Annotated in this window: 18 protein-coding genes, 1 pseudogene and 1 riboswitch; of the genes and pseudogenes, 9 read left to right on the plus strand and 10 right to left on the minus strand. The window is 61.7% G+C overall.

Going from position 1 to position 21,454, the window contains the following annotated elements:
• The 4 genes from E7811_RS11055 to E7811_RS11070 form a co-directional block, all read right to left on the minus strand.
• The gene (locus tag E7811_RS11055) at positions 1–1,176 is read right to left on the minus strand and encodes a glycosyltransferase (RefSeq protein WP_136394681.1); all 1,176 of its coding nucleotides are present in this window, start codon (positions 1,174–1,176) and stop codon (positions 1–3) included.
• The gene (locus E7811_RS11060; RefSeq protein WP_136394682.1) at positions 1,160–3,352 is read right to left on the minus strand and encodes a GumC family protein; all 2,193 of its coding nucleotides are present in this window, start codon (positions 3,350–3,352) and stop codon (positions 1,160–1,162) included. The genes E7811_RS11055 and E7811_RS11060 overlap by 17 nt, the downstream gene beginning before the upstream one ends.
• Positions 3,349–4,554 carry a polysaccharide biosynthesis/export family protein gene (locus E7811_RS11065; RefSeq protein ID WP_168732995.1) on the minus strand — a complete coding sequence of 402 codons (1,206 nt, stop codon included), beginning with the start codon at positions 4,552–4,554 and terminating at the stop codon, positions 3,349–3,351. Before E7811_RS11065 ends, E7811_RS11060 begins: the two co-directional genes overlap by 4 nt.
• 509 nt (positions 4,555–5,063) lie before the next feature.
• Positions 5,064–5,960, minus strand: coding sequence for a LysR substrate-binding domain-containing protein (locus E7811_RS11070; protein ID WP_136394684.1), 897 nt, complete (start codon positions 5,958–5,960; stop codon positions 5,064–5,066).
• 159 nt (positions 5,961–6,119) lie between these two features.
• Between E7811_RS11070 and ugpB the strand changes: the two genes are divergently transcribed.
• The 4 genes from ugpB to ugpC are packed head-to-tail and all read left to right on the plus strand — an operon-like array spanning position 6,120 to position 10,264.
• Entirely contained in the window at positions 6,120–7,433 is a 1,314-nt protein-coding gene (gene ugpB, locus E7811_RS11075) for a sn-glycerol-3-phosphate ABC transporter substrate-binding protein UgpB (protein ID WP_136394685.1), read from the plus strand.
• 52 nt (positions 7,434–7,485) lie between these two features.
• Positions 7,486–8,367: a sn-glycerol-3-phosphate ABC transporter permease UgpA gene (gene ugpA, locus E7811_RS11080; RefSeq protein ID WP_136394686.1), complete on the plus strand. Its 882-nt coding sequence runs from the start codon at positions 7,486–7,488 to the stop codon at positions 8,365–8,367.
• A gap of 8 nt (positions 8,368–8,375) precedes the next feature.
• The gene (gene ugpE, locus E7811_RS11085; protein WP_136394756.1) at positions 8,376–9,212 is read left to right on the plus strand and encodes a sn-glycerol-3-phosphate ABC transporter permease UgpE; all 837 of its coding nucleotides are present in this window, start codon (positions 8,376–8,378) and stop codon (positions 9,210–9,212) included.
• Positions 9,212–10,264 carry a sn-glycerol-3-phosphate ABC transporter ATP-binding protein UgpC gene (ugpC, locus tag E7811_RS11090; RefSeq protein WP_136394687.1) on the plus strand — a complete coding sequence of 351 codons (1,053 nt, stop codon included), beginning with the start codon at positions 9,212–9,214 and terminating at the stop codon, positions 10,262–10,264. The genes ugpE and ugpC overlap by 1 nt, the downstream gene beginning before the upstream one ends.
• A gap of 172 nt (positions 10,265–10,436) precedes the next feature.
• Here the strand turns inward: ugpC and E7811_RS11095 are convergent, their stop codons facing one another.
• The 5 genes from E7811_RS11095 to E7811_RS11115 all read right to left on the minus strand — a co-directional run bounded on the left by E7811_RS11095 (position 10,437) and on the right by E7811_RS11115 (position 15,752).
• A complete protein-coding gene (locus E7811_RS11095) occupies positions 10,437–10,877 on the minus strand; it encodes a 6,7-dimethyl-8-ribityllumazine synthase (protein WP_136394757.1) in 441 nt (146 codons plus the stop codon).
• A gap of 69 nt (positions 10,878–10,946) precedes the next feature.
• Positions 10,947–11,079, minus strand: a riboswitch (FMN riboswitch).
• Positions 11,080–11,399: 320 nt separating this feature from the next.
• Positions 11,400–12,209 (minus strand): SDR family oxidoreductase, encoded by an 810-nt coding sequence (locus tag E7811_RS11100; RefSeq protein WP_246020373.1) that lies wholly within the window; start codon positions 12,207–12,209, stop codon positions 11,400–11,402.
• Positions 12,206–13,693: a sugar ABC transporter ATP-binding protein gene (locus E7811_RS11105; protein WP_136394688.1), complete on the minus strand. Its 1,488-nt coding sequence runs from the start codon at positions 13,691–13,693 to the stop codon at positions 12,206–12,208. The genes E7811_RS11100 and E7811_RS11105 overlap by 4 nt, the downstream gene beginning before the upstream one ends.
• 22 nt (positions 13,694–13,715) lie before the next feature.
• Positions 13,716–14,654 carry a substrate-binding domain-containing protein gene (locus E7811_RS11110; RefSeq protein WP_136394689.1) on the minus strand — a complete coding sequence of 313 codons (939 nt, stop codon included), beginning with the start codon at positions 14,652–14,654 and terminating at the stop codon, positions 13,716–13,718.
• A 120-nt stretch (positions 14,655–14,774) separates the two neighbouring features.
• Positions 14,775–15,752 carry an ABC transporter permease gene (locus tag E7811_RS11115; RefSeq protein WP_136394690.1) on the minus strand — a complete coding sequence of 326 codons (978 nt, stop codon included), beginning with the start codon at positions 15,750–15,752 and terminating at the stop codon, positions 14,775–14,777.
• A 204-nt stretch (positions 15,753–15,956) separates the two neighbouring features.
• On the opposite strand from E7811_RS11115, the gene E7811_RS11120 reads away from it, so the two are divergent.
• The 5 genes from E7811_RS11120 to E7811_RS11140 all read left to right on the plus strand — a co-directional run bounded on the left by E7811_RS11120 (position 15,957) and on the right by E7811_RS11140 (position 21,071).
• Positions 15,957–16,766: a transketolase gene (locus tag E7811_RS11120; RefSeq protein WP_168732996.1), complete on the plus strand. Its 810-nt coding sequence runs from the start codon at positions 15,957–15,959 to the stop codon at positions 16,764–16,766.
• A complete protein-coding gene (locus tag E7811_RS11125; RefSeq protein WP_136394692.1) occupies positions 16,766–17,734 on the plus strand; it encodes a transketolase family protein in 969 nt (322 codons plus the stop codon). The genes E7811_RS11120 and E7811_RS11125 overlap by 1 nt, the downstream gene beginning before the upstream one ends.
• Positions 17,735–17,806: 72 nt before the next feature.
• Complete coding sequence (locus E7811_RS11130; RefSeq protein WP_136394693.1) at positions 17,807–19,276, plus strand: FGGY family carbohydrate kinase; 1,470 nt, start codon at positions 17,807–17,809, stop codon at positions 19,274–19,276.
• Between the two features lie 38 nt (positions 19,277–19,314).
• Entirely contained in the window at positions 19,315–20,247 is a 933-nt protein-coding gene (locus E7811_RS11135) for a sugar-binding transcriptional regulator (RefSeq protein WP_246020375.1), read from the plus strand.
• Between the two features lie 38 nt (positions 20,248–20,285).
• On the plus strand, positions 20,286–21,071 hold the full coding sequence (locus tag E7811_RS11140; RefSeq protein WP_136394695.1) for an SDR family oxidoreductase: 786 nt from the start codon (positions 20,286–20,288) through the stop codon (positions 21,069–21,071).
• Positions 21,072–21,199: 128 nt separating this feature from the next.
• Here the strand turns inward: E7811_RS11140 and E7811_RS11145 are convergent.
• Positions 21,200–21,295: pseudogene (locus E7811_RS11145) on the minus strand (IS5/IS1182 family transposase); the annotation flags it as partial.
• Between the last annotated feature and the right edge of the window lie 159 nt (positions 21,296–21,454).

Consider the following 21,454-nt stretch of genomic DNA (forward strand, 5'->3'; position numbering starts at 1 on the left):
TCAGGTCACGCCGATGCTGCCGGTGTGGCGTGCGGCCTGCCGCCTTGCCAGTTCCTCGGCCGCGCGTTCGACGGCAGCGGCGAAATCCCGGCGGAACCTGTCGGGGCCGAAGCGCTGCGCCTGCCGCGCGATCGCCTGAGGGTCGAACACGCCCTCGCCCGCTTCGAACCGTTCCACCGCAGCGCGGATCGCCGCAGCGGACTGTTCGGGAAAGAAAAGCCCCGTGCGCCCGTCGATCACACTGTCCAGAACACCGCCGCGACCATAGGCCAGAACCGGCGTGCCGCAGGCCATCGCCTCAAGCGGGACGATCCCGAAATCCTCTTCGGCCGGAAAGATCAGCGCCTTTGCCCGCTGGTACAGGCCCGGCAGGTCTTCGGCCCGCGCCCGCCCCAGCAGCGTGACATTCGGCGGAAGATCGCGTTCCAGCGCCTTGCGTTCGGCCCCCTCGCCCACCACCAGAAGCCGGTGCGGCAGGCCTCGGAACGCCTGGATTACCAGATCGGCGCGCTTGTAGCGCACCAGTTGCGACACGAACAGGTAATGGTCGCGCGGCCCGCCCGGATCGGGCAGGCGGTAGGCGCCCAGATCGACCGGAGGGTGCACCACATCGGCATCGCGATTGTAAAGCCGGTGGATGCGGTCGGCGATGAAACGCGAATTGGCGACGAAGCGATCCACCCGCGCGGCGGTTGTCACATCCCAGGCCCGCAGGCGGTGCGCGGTGCGCGCGAAATAGGCCCGCGCCAGCCCGGACGTCCGTTCGCGATAGATCGGGTAATGGTCCCAGATATAGCGCATCGGCGAATGGGCATAGCAGACATGAAGCGACCCCGGAGCACCGATCACCCCCTTGGCCGGGCCGCTTTCCGACGACAGGATCAGATCGAAGTCGCGCAGGTCCAGTTCTTCCAGCGCGCGGGGCATCAGGCCCAGGTATTTCTGGTAATGCCTTTTCGCGCCCGGCAGACGGCCGACGAAGGTTTCGGTGATCGGATGGGCAAGGATGCCGGGCGACATCCGTTCGCGGTCCACGACATGGGTGAAGATCTCGGCCTGCGGATAGATCCGCAGCATTTCCTCCAGCACCTTTTCCCCGCCGCGCATCGACACGAGCCAGTAATGCACGATGGCGACGCGTGGTTCGGTGCGGCCCGGCCTAGTAGGAATAGCCATAGACTTCACGCGCCGCGACATCGTTGTGGCGGACCTTGGTCATCACCGTTCCGGCGATGGTCACATTGGCCTCCTGCAGGCGGTGCAGGATGTCGCGCAGCATCTTGACCGGCGTCTGCCCGCTTTCGACGACCAGAAGCGTGGTATCGGCGTAACGCGCCAGCACGACCGCATCCAGCAGGTTCAGGACCGGCGGGCCGTTCACGATCACCACGTCATAGCGCGACGAAAGACGCGCGATCAGCCCCGACATCTTCGGATCGGCCAGAATGTCGGCCGCCGTATTCACCCGCCGGTGCGGCAGCACCACATCGGCGCCCAGAAGATCCGAATGATGCAGCAGGTCCTTCAGGTTGCCGCCATGTTCGAGGAAATCGAGAAGGCACAGACCCGACTTTTCAAGCCCGAGCGCCCTCACCGTGTCGGACCGGCGCAGGTCGGCATCAAGGATGACGACGGAAAGCCCCGTGGCCGAAAGCGACTTGGCCAGAAGGTAGCAGACCGTCGACTTGCCCTCGCCCGCACGCGCCGAAGTAACCGTCACCACCTTGGGACGTTTCGCCGGGGGTTTGTCGAAGAGCCGCATCCGCACGTTCACCACGCCCTCGCGCAGCGGCGACGCGGACTGTTCGGTCAACGCATCGCGCAAGGTCGAGGTGCTGTCGCCCAGACCCCGCACATAGGGCAAAAGCGCAAGATTGGGCAGGCCCGTCGCCTCGCGCAGTTCGGTCGAGGTGCGGACCGGATGGGCAATGATGCTGCGGCCAAAGACGAAGGCCACACCCAGGAACACCCCCGCCAGCATCGCGACCGTCAGCGACAGAAGCTTGCGCGGCGCGGTCGGCACGATCGGCACATCCGCCCGGCTGATCAGGCGCGCTTCGGGCGTCTGGTAATCGGACCGCTGGCTGGTTTCCTTGAACCGCGCCAGGAAGTTTTCATAGACCACCCGCGTAGCGGCCGCGGTGCGTTCAAGCTGATCCAGGCGGACCGAAGCCGTGGCCAATTGTTCGGACCGCTGCGACACCTCGTCGATCTGTTCGCGCAGCGCCGCCTCGCGGTTTTGCGAAACGCTGACATCGCTGCGCATCGCCTCGACCCGGCGGCGCAGCTCATCCTCGATGCTGCGGTCGATATCGGCGATCTGGGCCGATATGCGCACCATCTCGGGGTGCCTGCGGCCAAGCGTGCTGCCCAGTTCGGCCTGCCGCAGCGCAAGTTCGGTGCGCTGCTTGTTCAGCGCCTCCAGAAGAGGTGATGTGACCACATCGGCCACCGCGACCAGCCCGCCTTCGGCTTCTATCATCCGTTCCACCAGGCGGTAGCGGACTTCGGCATCGGCGCGTTCGGCGCTGGTCGCCACCAGCCGGCTGTTCAGTTCGGCCAGAAGCTGATTTGTCGTCTCGATCCCGCCGCCCGCGGCATCATTCATTTCGTTGCGGAAGGCGACCACGGCGGCGTCGGCCTCCTGCACCTGCTGGCTCAGGTCGGCGATGCGCTGCGACATCCAGACGTTCACCCGGTCGGTCGCGGCCTCTTTCGCCCCGATCAGATTGTCCAGATACTGGTTGGCGACCGCATTGGCGATGAAGGCCGCCACCTTCGGATCGGTCGAGGAATACTGGACGCTGATCGCGTAAGACACCCCGATCTGGCTGGTGGTCAGGGCGCGACGGATATCGCTGATGACGATGGAACGCAGCGCATCATCCGACATTGCCGCCGCCTTTTCGTGGAACGGCGCATCGAACTTCACCAGCCGCTTGATGCGCGAGACGATCCCCTCGGGCCGCGGCACACGCGGATCGAAGGCGGGGTGATTGATCAGGTCGTTGGCATCCACCACATCCCCGATCAGCGAGGTCGACCGCATGGTGATCACCTCGCCCGCGATCACCGAATTGCTCACGTTCAGATTCGAGACGACTTCCTCGACGGGGGAAAGCCGTTCTTGGCGCGTGTCGATCAGGATCTGGGCATAGCCCGTGTAGGTCGGTGCGACGGTCATCAGGTAGATGAACATCAGGACGACCGCACCCAGCGTGATCGCCCCCACATGGACGGCATTTCCGCGCAGGATGTCCCAGAGATAGACAAAGTCTATGCCCGCCGCGCGTTCACCGCCGAAGCGGATCGGTGTCGGCTCCGCCTTTTCGAACCCGGTCGATCTTGTCATCCGCCCTGCCCCGTTTCTTCCAGCCCGTCCGGGGGCCGGACCGTCACCACAAGCTGATCACCGGGCGCGAGTTCGTCCTGCGCCGACAGTTGCAGGCTGACCAGCCCGTCCGCCGTGCGCCTGCGCGCGACGTAACCGACCAGAAGCTCGGACTCGGCCCCGGCGCCGATGCTCATCCATTGTTCAAGAAGCCGCAGCCGATCTTCGATCGAGGCGCGTTCGGTCATCAGCTTTTCGATATTGCTGCGATGGGTCTGCGATTCCCCGATCAGGGACTTCTCGCGTTCGTTGTCGATGCGCGACAATTCGCTCTGCAACTGGTTCAGCTGAACCAGTGCCCCCGACCGCTGTTCGCGCAGCGAAAGAATCTCGTTTTCCTGCCTCGCGATGGTCTGTTCGGCGTTGGACACGGCGGTTTGCGTGGCAAGCCCCCGCTCGGCCAGATCGCGGGCGCGCTGCAATTCGTCCCTTCCCAGGTCAAGCGCTGAAACCAGAACCGTTTCGCGCTGGTCGATCAGGGCAACGCGGTTCTCGGCTTCCTGCGCCGCATCGGCGATCAGCCGACGCTGGGTCGTACGGTTCAGGTCGTCCAGCGCGATGATCTGGTCTTCCTTGGGCTTCAAGGCATCGAACATCTCGCGGTCGACGACAGCGCGCAGCGTATCCGGCAGGTCTGTCCATCGCACTTCGGGGCTGCCTTCGATCTGGGCCTGCACGCGGGCGAACTGCACCGCAAGTCTCGCCAGGTCGGCATCGGTTCCGTTCAGCGCGCCTTCAAGGTTGCGGCGTTCCAGGATCCGGGCCTCTTCGTTGTTGGCCGATACCGCCGTACCCCCGGCCAGCCCGACGGCCTGTTCGGCCGTAAGAAACGGCTGGTATTCGTAATTGCCGGGATTGCGCACATCGCCCATCACGAAGATCGGGCGGAAATTGGCGACCGAAAGCTCAACCGTCGGCGCGACGAAGATCTCGCGCTTGACGTAGGCGTCGGCAATCAGTTGCCGGGCCTCGCCCAAGGTCACATCGGCAACCTCGATCCCGCCGATGAAGGGCAGTTGAACCAATCCGTTGGTCCCGACGACAAATCGCTGCGGCGGGTCGCTGTCATCAAGGATATCCAGTTCAAGTTCATCACCGATCGTGATGGTGTAGCCGTCCGGAGTGACTGCGCCTGCGATGCCTGTGGCCAAGACGAGGGACATCAATATCCCCGCCACCATCACACCAAAACGACATCGCAAATTCATGCCTGCCCTTCCAAGCCATTCGACAAACGAATCGTAAAAGAAGCACTGACAATGTGTTGAGTATAACGAATTTCCTGATTTCAAACCGAAGAGTTCGCAGGAAATTCCGCAATGTCGGGGCGAATGCGCGCGCGATGGCTCCGCCATGGCCGAAAGGCCTCGCGCTTTCCCGCCAGGGTTGCAGATCGCAACAGGATTGTACACGGCCGGGGGCAGGTGCCCGCATTTCCGGCGCGCCTCGAACGCCCGTCGCCGCGCGTCTCGATCCGGCACATCGGCGATTTGGCGGACGGCAGTACCGCCCTTGCAGAGGCATTCGACCTTCTTGATCGGCTTGGGCACAGGCGTTTCGCCCAAGTGACGATCAAATCACCGATGATGTTCCGCCACCGCCAGACCGATGGATTTGCGCAACCTTGCCGCATGGGCCTGCGCCACGGGGCGGAGCCGTGAGGAACCGCGGTTCACGATACGCGGAAGGGCGCAAGGCTGTCTTCGAACATCTCCATGAACTCGGAAGCAAGAAGCGAACTGCGGGCGGTCGGCGGGCGGATCAGCGACAGGTAATGCGGCGTCTCGGGCAGGAAGGGCCGCAACACCAGACCGCGCGATTCGTATTCCCGTGCGTCCATCTCGGACACCACGGCAACGCCCGCCCCCGCCGCCACCAGCATGCAGGCCGCCGTGAACTGCCGCGTCTCGATCCGGCTGCCAAGCTTCAGGCCCCGGGCCGAAAAGACATCGCGCAACTGGTGAAAGAAGCCCGAATCGCGCCGCGTATGGATGATGTTCTCGTTCACGATATCCTCGGGCCGGATTTCGTGCCGGGCCGACAAGGCATGACCCTTCGGCAGGATGCAGACCGTCCGCATGCCCACCATCCGCACGCGGATCGCGGGGTGGGTGCTGTATTCATCCGAGATGCCGCAATCATAATGTTCCCTGATGATCCATTCCAGGATCCGTTCCGGCCGGTCGGGTTCCAGGGTCACGCGCAGTTTCGGACGCCCGGCAAGAAAGTCCGCCAGAACCTTCGGCAGATGGCTGACAGCAAACCCTGGAAGGCAGGCGATGCGCAGGTGGCCCGCCCGCCGGTCGGTCAGGTCATGGCTCAGCCGGTCGATGGTTTCCAGATTGTCCAGCAACCGTTCGACTTCGCGCAGAAGGATCGCGCTTTCGGCTGTCGGCTGAAGCTGTCCGGCGCTGCGGTGGAACAGTTCGAACCCGACGCTTTCGGCAAGGGACGACAGCAGCCGGCTGACCGCGGGCTGCGATATCCCCAGATATTCCGCTGCACGGGTGATTGAACCCTTTCGGCAGGTGGCATGAAACGCCTCAAGTTGACGGATCGGAATCGACATGCGGCTCGGCCTTTTCTGCTTTCCGGAACACGATTCATAACATGATATTATATTTGTTAAATCAAAATTTTACTTGAATTATGGTCACAATCTGCTTTGCTTTTACCGCAAGGACGCAGCGCAACAGACCGCTCGCCTGAGCCAATGGAGGAGCAAATCATGAAACATTTTTCCACGAGCCTGATGGCTCTGGTCGCGGCGACGACCTTTGCGAATTCCGCTGCGGCGCAGACCGAGATCCAGTGGTGGCACGCCTTCACCGGCCGCCTTGCCGAACTGCTGGACGCCCAGGTGGCCGAATTCAACGCCAGCCAGTCCGACTTCAAGGTGGTCGCCACCAACAAAGGCAACTATTCCGAGGCGCTGAACGCGGGCATCGCCGCGTTCCGTGCGGGTGAACAACCGCATATCCTTCAGGTGTTCGAGGTGGGCACCGCCACGATGATGGCCGCCAAGGGCGCGATCAAGCCGGTGCACGAGGTTATGTCCGAAGCCGGCAAGCCGTTTGACCCGGCGGGCTTCATTCCCACCGTGACCGGCTATTACACCACGCCCGAAGGCCAGATGCTGTCTTTCCCCTACAACGCCTCGACCCCGGTGATGTATGTCAACCGCGACATGCTGCAGAACGCAGGCATCGACCCGAACACCGACCTGTCGACCTGGGAGGCCGTCGGCCCGGTGCTGGATCAGCTGAAGGCTTCCGGGGTTTCCTGCCCCTTCACCACTGCCTGGCAAAGCTGGGCGCATCTGGAAAGCTTCTCGGCCTACCACGACCTGCCCTTTGCCACCAAGGCGAACGGCTTCGAAGGGTTTGACACCGAACTCACCTTCAACGGCCCGGTCCAGGTGCAGCATATCACCATGCTGGGCGAATGGGCGCGCGACGGCAAGTTCATCTACAACGGCCGCCGCAACGAGGCGGGTGCGAACTTCCGTGCGGGCGAATGCGCGCTCTTCACCGAAAGCTCGGCCGGTTACGCCGGCGTGAAGGCCGAAGCACAGTTCAACTGGGATATCCGCCCGCTGCCCCACTGGGCCGCCGTCGAGGGTGCACCGTGGAACACGATCATCGGCGGCGCGTCGCTGTGGGTCATGGCCGGCCATGAACCGGCCGAATATGCCGGCGTGGCGGCCTTCCTCGAATACCTTTCGTCGCCCGAGGTGCAGGCCAAGTGGCATCAGGACACCGGCTATCTGCCTGCCACCCCGGCCGCGGCAGAGCTGACCGCAAGCCAAGGCTTCTATGCCGCCAACCCCGGCACCGACATCGCGGGCAAGCAGATGACCGCCAAGCCGCCGACCCCGAACACCAAGGGCCTGCGGCTGGGATCGTTTGACCAGATCCGCACGATCATCGACGAAGAGCTTGAAGGTGTCTGGGCCGGGCAGAAGGATGCTCAGGCCGCGCTTGACTCGGCGGTCAGCCGCGGGAACGAGCTTCTGCGCCGCTTCGAAGCCGCCAACCGCTGACACGTGATCAGGCCGGGGGCGCCCGTCGCGCCCCCGGCCTTTCTTCCGACAGATGGACAAGCGCGTCACCTTCAAGGGCCTCTGGCTGCCCCTGCTGCTCGTCGCACCGCAAGCGGTGGTGACGGCGGTCTTCTTCTTTTACCCGGCGGGGCAGGCGATCTGGCAGTCGCTGTTCATCCCCGACCCGTTCGGCCTGTCGATGCAGTTCGTCGGCCTTGGCAATTTCGAATACCTCTTGGGCAATAGCTATTACCGCGCAAGTTTCGTGACCACGGCGATCTTTTCGGTTTCGGTCACGCTGCTGTCGATGGGCATTGCGCTTTACCTTGCCGTGCTGGCCGACCGGCTGATCAAGGGGTCGGGCACCTATCGCACCCTGCTGATCTGGCCCTATGCGGTGGCCCCGGCGGTCGCGGGTGTGTTGTGGATGTTCATGTTCAACACGCGGATCGGCGTGGTCAGCTGGTATCTGGGCCAGCTTGGCTATGACTGGAACCATGTCCTGAACGGGGGTGAGGCGATGGGTCTTGTCGTCGTCGCCAGCGCCTGGGGGCGCATCAGTTACAACTTCCTGTTCTTCCTTGCGGGGCTCCAGGCAATCCCGAAATCGGTGATCGAGGCGGCGGCGATCGACGGCGCGCGTTTCTGGACGCGGTTCCGCACCATCGTCTGGCCGCTTCTGTCGCCCACGACCTTCTTCCTTCTGGTCGTCAATGTCGTCTACGCCTTCTTCGAAACCTTCGGGGTGATCCACACGATCACGGCGGGCGGTCCGCAGCAATCGACCACGATCCTTGTCTACAAGGTCTATGCAGACGGTTTCGTGGGGCAGGACCTGGGTTCGTCTGCGGCGCAATCGGTGATCCTTCTTCTGGTCGTCGGCCTGCTGACGGTGATCCAGTTCAAGTACATTGAACGGAAGGTGCACTACTGATGTCGGGCATGGTCGAAAAGCGTGGCCTCTCCTACTGGCTGACCCATCTGGGGCTGATCGTCGGCGTCCTGTTCATCTTCTTTCCGATCTGGCTGGCCTTCGTCGCCTCGACGGTGACGCAGGCCGAAATCGCCCGGCCGCCCATGCCGCTGCTGCCCGGCCCTCACCTTGTCGAAAACTATTCAAAGGCTCTTGTGGCGGGTGTGAACGTGCCCGTCGCCACGATGATGCTGAACTCGCTGGTCATGGCCCTGGGCATCGCCTTCGGCAAGATCGCGATCTCGCTGCTATCGGCCTTCGCGATCGTCTATTTCCGGTTTCCCGGGCGCAAGGCATTCTTCTGGTTGATCTTCCTGACGCTGATGCTGCCGGTCGAGGTGCGGATCGTGCCAACCTTCGAGGTGATCGCGAATTTCGGCATGCTGAACAGCTATTCGGGCCTGATCCTGCCGCTTGTCGCCAGCGCGACCGCCACCTTCCTGTTCCGCCAGTTCTTCATGACCGTGCCCGATGAACTGGCCGAGGCCGCGCGGGTCGATGGCGCCGGGCCGATGCGGTTCTTCTGGGATATCCTCGTTCCGATGAGCCGGACCAACATGGCGGCGCTTTTCGTCATCCTCTTCATCTACGGCTGGAACCAGTATCTCTGGCCGCTCCTCATCACCACGAACCCCGAAATGAACACCATCGTGATGGGCATCAAGCAGATGTTCCCCTCGGGCGACGATCTGGCCGACTGGCCGGTGATCATGGCAACCTCGATCCTTGCGATGCTGCCGCCCGTGATCGTCGTCATCTCGATGCAGAAACTGTTCATCCGCGGCCTAGTCGACAGCGAGAAGTAATGGCAACCCTATCCCTGCGGAACCTCCAGAAAAGTTATGGCCGGACCGCCGTGATCCACGGTGTGTCCATCGACGTGGCAGATGGCGAATTCATCGTCATCGTGGGCCCTTCGGGCTGCGGGAAATCCACGCTTCTGCGCATGGTCGCGGGGCTTGAGGCGATCACGGCGGGCGACCTGTTCATCGGTGCCGACCGGGTCAACGACCGCGAACCGATGGACCGCAATATCGCGATGGTGTTCCAGAACTACGCGCTTTATCCGCACATGAGCGTGGCCGAGAACATGGGCTACGCCCTGCGGATCGCCGGCAAACCCAAGGCCGAGATCGCCGCGCGGGTGGCCGAGGCCGCGCGGATGCTGCAACTGGAACCCTATCTGGCGCGCAAGCCGCGCGAACTGTCCGGCGGGCAGCGCCAGCGCGTCGCGATGGGACGCGCCATCGTGCGCGATCCGTCCGTGTTCCTGTTCGACGAACCCTTGTCGAACCTTGATGCAAAGCTGCGGGTGCAGATGCGGCTGGAAATCAAGGGGCTGCAACGCAAGCTGGGGGTGACCGCGCTTTACGTCACCCATGACCAGGTCGAGGCCATGACGCTGGCCGACCGGATGATCGTGATGAATGCGGGCGTCGCCGAACAGATCGGCACACCGCTTGAGGTCTATGAACGCCCCGCAACGGTCTTTGCCGCCCAGTTCATCGGCAGCCCGGCGATGAACATGCTGGATGGCACCGGTGAGGGGCGGCAGGTGCGGCTGGCCAATGGCGTTGCCGTCCCGGTCGCGGTCGAGGCGCAGGGGCCGGTCAAGCTGGGCCTGCGTCCCGAACACCTGACCCGTGACGAGACGGGCCCGCTGACGATGCAGTTGCGCATGGCCGAGCCCCTGGGCGCAAACACGCTGGTCCACGGAACGATGGAAGGCGTCCCCGGCGATGTCGTGGCCAGCCTGCCCGGCGTTCACCGCGAGGATGATTTGCCATCGGTCATACGGTTTTCGATCCCGCCCGAAGCCACGCATGTCTTCGACGCGGCAACGGAACGGCGGATCTGAACGGGCCGGGAACTCGCCCCCGGCGCGCTTGCCCGACAGGAAAATGAACACTATCCGCCCCAACGACTCCCGATGACGGGGGGCAGGTCAGCATCTGGCGGGTTGGTGTGAACGTCATGTCAGGATTTCCCGACGTCTGACTGTTCACACCGTCTTTCGGTCACACCCTCCTTCAGTCGACGAAACCGGCAATCATTCGGACTGCGTGTGCTGCCTCGGCGCCCTTCTTCACGAAATGCTCAAGGAAGAAAGCATGATGCGCTTCGGAGGGCTGGAAGTGATGCGGCGTGAGGCTGACCGAGAACGTCGGGACATCAGTCTGCATCTGGGCGTCCATAAGCCCCGTCACGACAGCCTGCGCCACAAAATCATGTCGGTAGATACCACCGTCCACCACCAGTGCTGCAGCGACAATGGCGTCATAATCTCCGCTCTTGCCCAGCTTCTTTGCCAACAGGGGCATTTCGAAAGCCCCTGGAACATCAAAAGCCGTAATTTCATGCGGCACGCCGGAACTGACCATGTCTTGCTGGAAACCGACCAGTGCCTGATCAACAATATCGGCATGCCAGCGCGCTTTGATGAAAGCGATCTTCAGTGTCTTTGTCGTCATTGCGGAACCTCCTGTGTCCAGATCGGTCCCAAGGCGATATTGGTCGGTGCCGGCATAACGCACGATCCCGTCCATTCTCTTCCATCCGGACTATACCGTCGGCCCCGGAGTTTCACCGGATCTGCTGACCCTCTGCCAAAGGCAGAAGCGCTCGCGGGCTGTAACCGCCGGTGGGGAGTTTCACCCCGCCCCGAGAACGGTGGCACCATCTCTGCAGCAGACCGGAAACGCAAGTGCCCTTATCATCCTCATTCGCGCAATAGCGCACAGGCTCGGTTTGATCGGCCACAACGCGTGCGGGCTGTTCCCCCTCGACACCCATCCGGTGATGAAATGACGACGCTCTTTCCGCCGAAACGGGACCCGTTGGCCGCGTGCAGATTTGCCCGATCACTTCGACGAAGTTTCGACCCGGCCTTGCGAAAAGGGAACCCTTCAGGCAACGCCTGCAGGTCAGACAGCGCGCCACGCTTGCCATTGATCTTCCGGTCTCCGGCCGCAAGCCGATGACGGAACATCATCTTACCAGCAGCAGAAGCCCCCATCGACCAAGAGGTCGACACCGGTCACGAAGCTTGCCGCATTCGATAACAGGAAAACGGCCGGACCCACCATTTCGTCGACATGCGCCATGCGTTGCATGGGGGTCTGTTCCTCGAACAGTTTGGTCTGGTGGACCATTTCGGGCCGGGTGTTCATCGGGGTCGCGGTATAGCCCGGGCTGATGGTGTTGACGCGAATGCCACGTCCCACCCATTCCATCGCCATGGACTTCGACATATGGATCACGCCGGCCTTGGAGGCGTTATAATGGCACTGCATCAGGCCGCGGTTCACGATGACGCCAGACATTGATGCGATGTTCACGATGGCCCCACGCCCGTTCTTCAGCATGGCCCGCGACTCGGCCTGACAGGACAGGAAAACGCCTTTCAGGTTGATGTCCATCATCGTCTGGAACTGGCTTTCCTCCATTTCCTCGGCGGGATTGGCGTTTGCGATGCCCGCCGCGTTGACAGCAAGGGTCAAAGGCCCAAGTTCGGCCTCAGTGCGCTGAACGGCATCATTCAGTGCCTGGGACGAAGTCACGTCGGCCGCAATCTGGATGCTCTTGCGACCTGCCGCAGCGATGAATTCCGCCGTCTTGGCCAGACCGTCATCCGTGCGGCGATCCAGAAGCGCGACATCGGCACCACACTGGGCAAGGCCAATGGCGATTCTTTGGCCAATTCCGCTGCCGGCGCCCGTGACGAAAGCCACCTCGCCGCTAAGGTCGAACAACTGTGGGGCGTTCAGAGTGATGCCAGACATATCGGTACTTTCTTCGTTCAAAGCGTTGCAAGTTCCATGACGGACACGTCGTTCGCGTCATTCCGGTCAAGTATCCCGGCCTGGTTGCCTTGAGCCATGACCATGATCCGGTTTGAAACGCCAAGGACTTCTTCAAGATCAGAGCTTACGACCACGACGGCGACGCCGTCCCGGGCCAGATCCATGATCAATTCGTAGATGGACGACCGTGCGCCCACATCGATCCCCCGCGTCGGTTCGTCGAGCACGACGACACGCGGCTTTCGCGCCAGCCATTTGGCCAGAACGACCTTCTGTTGATTGCCGCCGGAAAGCTCGCCGGCGTTTTGTGCGCCGTGTCCCTTGACCCCGAACTTGCGTATGAACGCGTCTGCGAAGGCTGACAGCTTCCGGTTGGTGATCCAGCCCGAATTGGTGAGCTCATCAAGGTTCGCATAGCCGATATTGTCTGCAATCGTGTGGTCAAGAACGACCCCCTGAAGCTTTCGGTCCTCGGGCACCAGGACTATGCCATGTCGGATCGCCTCTCGCGGAGAACGAGGGGTTATTTCCTTCCCGTTCAGCTTCACGCTTCCTTGCGAGATGGGGTCCGCGCCAGTCAGGGCACGGACAAGCTCGGTGCGCCCGGCGCCCATCAATCCCGCGATCCCGAAGACTTCCCCCGTCTTCACCGAAAAACTTATGTTTCGGAACGTGTTGTCGGGCGACGAAAGATTGGTCACCTCAAGCATGACTTCGTCAGATGGCGTCGGGATCGTCGGGAACATCCGTTCGAGGGAGCGCCCAACCATCGCTTCGACAATCGTTCGTACCGGGACATCCCCGCTGTCGAACTCCTGGACCTTGGCTCCATCTCGCATCACCACGATCCGGTCAGCGATCTGGCGGATTTCCTCAAGACGATGAGAAATATAGATGATCCCGACGCCCTCGGACTTCAGGCGCTCGATCTGACGGAACAGGAGTTGCGTCTCTTCGCCACCCAATGCGGCGGTTGGTTCATCCAGAATAAGAAGGCGCGCATTCAGGGTCAGCGCCTTGGCAATCTCGATCAGCTGTTGATTGGCAGTCGAAAGGCCATCCACTATGCGCGACGGCGGGATGTCCAGACCCAGCCGTTTCAGGCCGGACTGCGCCTTTTCTTCCATGGCTTTGCGGTCGATCCTGCCACCCGACATCAGATAGCGGCCAACGAAGACGTTTTCGGCGATCGACAACTGCGGCAGCAGCTTGAGCTCCTGGTGGATCATGCCGACGCCAGCATCCATCGCTTCGCGCGGAGTGGCCGGGGCGTATGCCGCCCCAAGCCATTTCATCTCGCCCGAGGTGGGCGAAACGGTTCCGGAAATGACGTTCGACAGTGTCGATTTTCCGGCCCCGTTTTCGCCAAGCAGCGCCACAACCTCTCCTGGAAAGATATCCAGATCGACGCCGTGAAGAACTTCGATCGACCCATACGATTTCCGGATGTCTCGAAGCGACAAGATCGGCGAGGGCTTCGTCATGGCGCAGCTGCCTTTCCGCGGATTACGGGTGGTTTGCCACGAATTCGGCGGCGTTTTCGCAGGTCGTCAGCACAGCTTCAGAGACCTGGGACGCCGGAACTTCTTCGCCAGCGGCAACCGCGATGGCCGAGTCAACCGCCAACACACCCATGCGACGGGTGCTCTGGGTTGCGGTCACAACGAACGGGCCTTCGCACTTCGCCAGATATTCAAGCGCGGAACCGTCACCGTCGTAGCCGCCGATCACAACCTTGTCCGAGAGGTTCGCCACGTCAACCGCCTTGGCGGCACCCATCGCGATGCCATCGGCCTGACCAAAGATCATGGTGATGTCCGGGTTCGCGGTCAGCATGTTCTGCGTGATCGCAAAGCCTTCGTCGGCCGACCAGCGTTCGGTCCACTGCTGGTCAACCAGCTGAACGCCCGTGTTTTCGCTGATTGCCTTCATGCAGCCTTCCGTACGGTCGATTTCCGGCGTGGTGCCCTTCTGGCCGTGGATGATGACCATCTTGCCGCTGCCACCGGCGCGCTTGATGATTTCGCTGCACACCTGGTAGGAGGAGTTCACGCCTTCGCCACCGATGAACGTGTCACCGGGCTCGCCCTCGGGGAAGCGGTCGACGTTGATGACCGGAATGCCGGCTTCACGGGCCAGACGGGTCGGCACCGCTGCCGCGGCAGCACCGGCCGGAATGTAGATGAAGGCATCGATGCCCTGGGTCATCAGATCCTGGACCTGGCTGACCTGGGTGGCGGTGTCATTTTTGGCATCGACGACGATGACCTCGATACCCTTTTCCTTGGCGTAGTTTTCGACACCAAGCTTGATCTGGTTGAAGAAGTCTGCCTGCAGGTTGGGAACCGCAAGACCGATCTTGGTGACGGCTTCCGCAGACGCCCCCATGGGCGAGAACAGTGCCGCACAAGCAGTCGCGGCCATCAGCACCTTCTTGAGTTTCATGTGTTTCTCCTCCGACATGAATTGGGGCATCCGATTGGCGAGAGGCCCCTCCCTGTTCGACGGTCGTTATCGGCCGTCGTCTTGCAATCCAGGCAACGTGCGGCTGCCTGGAAAAGTTCGCTATTTCCGCTTCCGGAAGGTCTCGGCTGTCACAGCCAGCACGATCACAAGTCCGATGATCACTTGTTGCATGAAGGGCGAGACACTCAACAAATTCAGGCCGTTGCGCAAAACACCGATGATCAGGACCCCGATGATCGTGCCGCCGATGCCCCCGGTCCCGCCGGAAAGAGAGGTTCCTCCGATCACGACAGCTGCAATCGCATCAAGCTCGTATCCAACACCCGACGAAGGCTGAACCGAGTCGAGGCGCGCACCCAGAACGATGCCCGAGAGGCCCGCAAGAACACTGCAGACCACATAGACCATGATCGTCATCAAGGTGACGTTGATGCCTGCAAGTCGCGCCACTTCGGGGTTTCCGCCGATGGCATAAAGGGCGCGCCCGCCATACCGATACCTTTGGTAAAGGATGGCGATGAGGAACACGCCGAACATCAGGGCGACCGTCATAGTCAGAAAGCCACCATACCGGATGATGGCCGAAAGGTTGAACCAGGCAGGAAACCCGATGATCTGCTGGCCATTCGTGATCATGCTGGCAAGGCCGCGCGCGATCGACATCATGGCAAGCGTCGCGATGAAGGCAGGCACGTTGAAGCGCGTTATCAGGACGCCGGCAACAAGCCCGTTCAGCGCCGCCACCACAAGCGCCGCCGGGATCGCTATGCCCATCGCCAAGCCGGCTTCGACGTGCAGGTACCCCATCACCATCATCGTCAGGGCCATCACCGACCCGACGGCCAGATCGATACCGCCGATCAGAATCACAAACGTCATGCCCACGGCCATGATCCCGAGCACCGTGATCTGATCGAGGATGTTCAGGAAGTTCCGAACAGAAAAGAAAGTATCCGTCCAGAATGTCAGGAAGAGACACAGCACAATCAGTCCGATCAGCGGACCGGTGGCCCCTTTCATTGATCCCAGGATCTGGAAACCACCATTGTGGGTTCGCCCTCGCGTTTCTGTCGTCATTGCGCCCGCCCCCCTCGCTGCCCCAGGAATTGATCGACGGCATAAATATTCAATATCGGTTGATAATGCGTAACTTATCCGAAGAAGGGCTGTCAATCATCTTTTTCCGCCTTGCTCCTAGCCGCCATGCCCATTTTAGCTTGACAGAAAGCCCGCAACTGCAACTATATTACTAATTGTATAATTATGCACACGAGGAACTCCATGCAGCCGAACGATCTCGAGCGCATCGCCCGACAGATCCGCCTACGCGATCTGCAGGCGGTTTATGAAGCTGGCGCAGGACACATTGGCGGCGAAATGTCGGCAACCGACATCCTCACTGCGCTTTACTTCAAGGTGCTGCGTGTGTGGCCGGAGCAGCCAAAGCATCCCGAAAGGGATCGCTTCGTCCTTTCGAAGGGGCACGTCGCGCTTGCCCTCTATGTCACCCTGGCGAAACGTGGTTTCATCCCCGAGGAAGAAATCCACACTTTCCTCAAACCGCATTCGCGCCTGAACGGACATCCGAATTGCAACAAGGTGCCAGGGGTGGAGACCAATACAGGGCCGCTTGGTCATGGCTTGCCGGTGGCGGTCGGCATGGCACTTGCAGCGAAGTTGCGCGGCGCAACGTACCATACCTATGTGCTGACCGGTGATGGCGAAATGCAGGAAGGTTCGAACTGGGAGGCTATCAGCTCCGCCGCCCAGTTCGGGTTGAATAACTTGACCCTGATCATCGACCACAACCGTTTTCAGCAAGGCGCGGCCCTGAAAGACACCAACGACCTCGCCCCCTTTGCGTCGAAACTTGTGGCGTTTGGCTGGGACGTGACCGAGATCAACGGCAACGAAATGGCAGAAATCGTGCCCGCCCTGGAAAAGCGAACGGCCCGGCCTCATTGCATCGTCGCGCATACCAACAAGGGCCACGGCATCTCTTTCATGCAGGATCGTGTGGACTGGCATCACCGCGTTCCTAACGCCGAGCAGTACCAGATTGCGCTTGCTGAACTTTCGGAGACCTTGTGATGAACGCTATCGCCACCCCCGCAAAACTGCATGACTGCCGGGACGCCTTCGTCGCGGTCCTGGAACGGCTCGGCGCCGAAAATCCGAACGTCGTTGCGGTGTGCAACGACTCGGTCGGATCGTCGAAACTTGGCGGTTTCAAGTCGAAGTTCCCCGAACGGCTTGTCAATGTCGGCATTGCCGAACAGAACATGGTCGGGGTCGGCGCCGGGCTGGCAAATGGGGGGCTTCTTCCTTTTGTATGCGGGGCCTCGTGCTTTCTGACGGGCCGCTCGCTTGAGCAGGTCAAGGCAGACATTGCCTACTCGAATGCCAATGTGAAATTGGTCGGGATTTCGTCCGGCATGGCTTACGGTGAACTCGGCCCAACCCACCACTCCATCGAAGACTTCGCGTGGACCAGGGTCTTGCCCAACCTTCCTGTGATCGCCCCCTGCGACTCGATCGAGACGGCTGCTGCCGTGGAGTGGGCGGCAAACTATCCCGGGCCTGTGTTCCTGCGCCTTTCCCGCGTGGGGGTCCCGGACCTTTTGCCCGCGGGGCATGTGTTCCAGATGGGCAAGGCAAACCTGCTGCGGGATGGCGACGCGGTGACGCTGATCGCCAACGGCACCCTGACCCATCGCATGATGAAGGCGGCCGAGATTCTGGCCACCGAGGGCATCCAGGCGCGTGTATTGAACATGGCCACCGTCCGTCCGATCGACGTGGAAGCGGTGGTCGCAGCCGTGCGGGATACCGGTGCGATCCTGACGGCCGAGGAACACTCCGTCTTCGGCGGCCTGGGTTCAGCCATCGCCGAAGTCGTCGTCGCGGAAGCCCCCGCTCCGATGAAGATCCTGGGCGTTCCAGGCATCTTCGCGCCGACCGGCTCGGCCGAGTTCCTGCTCGATGAGTTCGGAATGGCGCCCTCTGCCGTCGCCGAAGCCGCCAAGTCCCTGCTTGCCCGCAAGTCCGGCCGCGCTTGAAAAGGCCTCGGCCTGCAGGGGCGCGACTTTCCTCCCGTGGTCGCGCCCCACATATTTCCTCCCGGAGCTGATATGACCCGAGCCATCCTCGCCATCGATCAGGGCACCACGAATTCGAAGGCCGTCCTGGTTTCACCTGAGGGGTCGATCCTTTCGCGCGGGTCGGCAGCCGTGGGCATCGAGCATCCAAAGCCGGGCTGGGTTGAACAAGATCCGCTGCGGATCTGGGCATCTGTGCAGGAGGCAATCGCGCAATGTCTGGCAAACGGTCCGGCTGTCGAAATTCTTGGAGTGGCAATTTCCAATCAGCGTGAATCTGTAACGGTCTGGGACGCGGTGAGCGGCGCTCCTCTCGGTCCTGTGGTCAGTTGGCAGTGCCGTCGGACCTCTGCGGTATGTGCAGAGCTGATAGAAGCCGGACATGCCCCAAGGGTGCAAGACCTGACCGGGCTTCCGATTGATCCGATGTTTCCGGGCCCCAAGATGAAATGGCTGCTGGATCGCGTCCAAGAAGGGGTGGATGCGCGCGTCGGCACGATCGATTCCTGGCTGATCCATTGCCTGACCGATGGCAAGGTTCATGGCTGCGATGCATCCAATGCTGCCAGAAGCCAGCTGTTCGATCTGAATCGTCAGGAATGGAGCGACGAGCTTTGCACGCTTTTCGGCGTTCCGAGGGCTTGCTTGCCGGAAGTGCACGACAGCGCGTCCGTTTTCGGCGTGACCCGCGGTGTTGCCGGGCTGCGAGACGGCACACCTATTGCCGCGGCCATCGGTGACAGTCATGCGGCATTGTTCGGTCACGGCGCATTCCGTCCGGGCGACGGAAAAGTAACATTCGGCACCGGATCCTCGATCATGACCACCTTGCCGGGGTTCATTGCGCCGCAAGGCGGCATCACCACCACGATCGCATGGTCGATCAACGGGACACCGACCTATGCCTTCGAGGGGAACATTCTGGTTTCCGCTGCCGCCCTGCCATGGATGGTCGAGATGCTGGGGCTGGAAGATGTGCAGGCGCTGACCGACCTGGCCGCAACGGCAGAGCCCGGTGGCCCGGGTTTTGTGCCGGCCTTTGTCGGCCTTGGCGCGCCGCATTGGCATGCCGAGGCCCGCGCCCTGTTCTGTGGCATTACCTTCAACACATCGCGGGCGCAGATGGCGCGGTCGGTGACTGACTCCATCGCATTCCAGGCGCATGACGTGTTCGCTGTCATGTCGAGCCAGTCGCCAGCGCCGTTGGGCAGGCTCTTTGCCGATGGCGGGCCAAGCAAGAATACCTTCCTCATGCAATGTGTCTCCGACACCCTGAATCATCCGTTGATCCAGTGCGATGCCCCCGAGGCGTCAGCAATAGGGGCGGCCTATCTCGCTGGCCTGTCGCTGGGAGTCTGGTCAGGCCTCGATGACATCGCGGCCCTTCCGCGTCATGACAATGAACTGCATCCGCGGCCAGGCGATGCCGCGGCCCGGCTGGCCGTTTGGCGGGACGCGATCCAACGCTCGACCTTGGAAACGTCTTCATTTAAGCGTGAATAAAAATTCACTTTGGAGGGGACATGGGAAGAGCTAACGAGTTGAGACTGATTGCGCGGGTCGCGCAGATGTACCACTCGGAAGGCAAACGCCAAGCCGAGATTGCCGGCCAACTGCACATGTCTCAGGCGACAGTCTCGCGCATGCTCAAGCGTGCCGAGCAGGAAAATATCGTCCGAACGACAATCATTCCTCCACCCGGGACTTTCGCGGAACTTGAGGCATCCCTCAGGCAGCGCTTCGGGCTGACCGAAGCGATTGTGATCGACTGCTCTGAAGACCGCGACGGGGCGATCATGGCGCGGATCGGCGAGGCGGCAGCGCATTTCCTTGAGGTCACCCTCCAACCCGACGAGATCATCGGGGTTTCGAGCTGGAGCCAGACCATTTTGCGGATGGTGGACAACATTCATCCCTTCCGCGGCGTGAAAGCAAAGTATGTGGTGCAGATCCTTGGCGGGATGGGCGAGTCCGCCGTCCAGACGCACGCTACCGAATTGATTTCGCGCCTTTCCCGCCTGTCGGGTGCCGAGTCACGCCTGCTTCTGGTTCAAGGCATCACATCGTCGCGCGAGGCCAAGCTGGTCATGCTTGCCGACCCTGTCGTTCGCGGCACGATGGATCTTTTTGATCGGCTGAGCCTTGCGATCGTAGGCATTGGCGCAGTCGAGCCCTCGGAACTTCTGGCCCGATCCGGCAACGTCTTTTCCAAGCAAGAAATGGCACTGCTGCAAGAAGCGGGTGCCGTCGGAGAAATCTCGTTCCGGTTCTACGACAAAGACGGGCAACCCGTTGACACGCCTTTGAACGAGCGCGTCATCGGCGTCACCTTGGACCACCTCAAGAAAGCCAGGCGGGTCATGGCCCTGGCTGGCGGCGCCTCGAAGACCGAAGCCATTGAAGGCGCCCTGAAACTTGGAATCATCGACATACTCGTGACCGACAAATTCACCGCGGCGCGCCTGACCTCCTGAAAGATGGATCGTCTGCCGCGCAATTCAAAGGAGACGACATGAAGCGCTTTGCCGGACAGACGGTCATGGTCACAGGCGGAAACAAGGGGATCGGTCGGGGCATCGCCACTCGCTTTGCTCAAGAAGGGGCGAAGGTTGCCATCGCTGCGATCGACAAGGATACCCCGGACGCCGCCCGCGAAATTGCCGCGGAAACCGGAACCGAGGTTCTGGGACTGATCCTCGACGTTACGGACAGCGGTGCCATAAGGGCGGCTTTCGGCGAGGCCGAGGAAAGGCTTGGGCCGCTATCGGTCTCGGTACAGAACGCGGGTGTGATCACCATCGCGAAGGTGGAAGACCTTACCGAACGGGAATGGGATTTGAACCTGGACGTCAACACCAAGGGCGTCTTTCTGTGCTGCCAGGAAGCGATCCGCCGCTTTCGCGCAAGCGGCACGAAGGGACGTCTGGTGAATACGGCCTCTGGGCAGGCGCGGCAGGGTTTCATCTACACGCCGCATTACGCCGCTTCAAAGTTCGGCGTTGTTGGCCTCACCCAGAGCCTTGCGAAGGAACTCGCCCGCGAAGGGATCACCGCAAATGCGATCTGCCCCGGCATAATTCACACTGAAATGTGGGACTACAATGACCGCGTATGGGGCAAGATGCTGGGAGAATACGGACCGGGCGAGCTTATGGCCGAATGGGTCGAGGGCATTCCCATGGGGCGGGCCGGCACACCGGCAGAAGTCGGGGCACTTGTCGCCTTCCTCGCTTCGGCGGATGCAGCCTATATCACCGGCCAGACGATCAACGTGGACGGCGGGCTGATCATGTCTTGATGCGGGCCATGCCTTCGCTGCTGGTCGCTTCAGCGCTTGCTCTGGTTCCCGCGTTGCAGCCAGAACTGACGGTCGCGGCGAAGGCGCAGAAGATGGCCCTCAGGCATCTGTCGCAGGTGTGGCGACCCGCCACGCGACTTCCTGCCCGGGACGCAGGGCGTTATGCCCCCGTCTTTCAACGCGTCCCCGAACCAGTCGGCGTCTTGGCCACGGTCGGCCAGAAGAGAATGCTCACCGCTCGGCCCCCTTCGCCGGCAACCATCCGCCTGCCCCGGACAGCGGATCGCCCGCAGGGTCGGAAGGTCCGCCGCACCGGCGCCGGCACCGGTCGGTGGGATCCGGCCACGGGTCCCACCGACGGCAGGAACGATGTGGGACGGAGG

It is taken from the genome of Aliigemmobacter aestuarii (genome assembly GCF_004799285.1).
Classification (GTDB): Bacteria; Pseudomonadota; Alphaproteobacteria; order Rhodobacterales; family Rhodobacteraceae; genus Aliigemmobacter; species Aliigemmobacter aestuarii.

Bases quoted from the DNA above. Each gene is read 5' to 3' on its own strand.
- E7811_RS11055 (WP_136394681.1), bottom strand. From the start codon at position 1,176: ATGGCTATTCCTACTAGGCCGGGCCGCACCGAACCACGCGTCGCCATC.
- E7811_RS11060 (WP_136394682.1), bottom strand. From the start codon at position 3,352: ATGACAAGATCGACCGGGTTCGAAAAGGCGGAGCCGACACCGATCCGC.
- E7811_RS11065 (WP_168732995.1), bottom strand. From the start codon at position 4,554: ATGTCCCTCGTCTTGGCCACAGGCATCGCAGGCGCAGTCACTCCGGAC.
- E7811_RS11070 (WP_136394684.1), bottom strand. From the start codon at position 5,960: ATGTCGATTCCGATCCGTCAACTTGAGGCGTTTCATGCCACCTGCCGA.
- ugpB (WP_136394685.1), top strand. From the start codon at position 6,120: ATGAAACATTTTTCCACGAGCCTGATGGCTCTGGTCGCGGCGACGACC.
- ugpA (WP_136394686.1), top strand. From the start codon at position 7,486: ATGGACAAGCGCGTCACCTTCAAGGGCCTCTGGCTGCCCCTGCTGCTC.
- ugpE (WP_136394756.1), top strand. From the start codon at position 8,376: ATGGTCGAAAAGCGTGGCCTCTCCTACTGGCTGACCCATCTGGGGCTG.
- ugpC (WP_136394687.1), top strand. From the start codon at position 9,212: ATGGCAACCCTATCCCTGCGGAACCTCCAGAAAAGTTATGGCCGGACC.
- E7811_RS11095 (WP_136394757.1), bottom strand. From the start codon at position 10,877: ATGACGACAAAGACACTGAAGATCGCTTTCATCAAAGCGCGCTGGCAT.
- E7811_RS11105 (WP_136394688.1), bottom strand. From the start codon at position 13,693: ATGACGAAGCCCTCGCCGATCTTGTCGCTTCGAGACATCCGGAAATCG.
- E7811_RS11110 (WP_136394689.1), bottom strand. From the start codon at position 14,654: ATGAAACTCAAGAAGGTGCTGATGGCCGCGACTGCTTGTGCGGCACTG.
- E7811_RS11115 (WP_136394690.1), bottom strand. From the start codon at position 15,752: ATGACGACAGAAACGCGAGGGCGAACCCACAATGGTGGTTTCCAGATC.
- E7811_RS11120 (WP_168732996.1), top strand. From the start codon at position 15,957: ATGCAGCCGAACGATCTCGAGCGCATCGCCCGACAGATCCGCCTACGC.
- E7811_RS11125 (WP_136394692.1), top strand. From the start codon at position 16,766: ATGAACGCTATCGCCACCCCCGCAAAACTGCATGACTGCCGGGACGCC.
- E7811_RS11130 (WP_136394693.1), top strand. From the start codon at position 17,807: ATGACCCGAGCCATCCTCGCCATCGATCAGGGCACCACGAATTCGAAG.
- E7811_RS11140 (WP_136394695.1), top strand. From the start codon at position 20,286: ATGAAGCGCTTTGCCGGACAGACGGTCATGGTCACAGGCGGAAACAAG.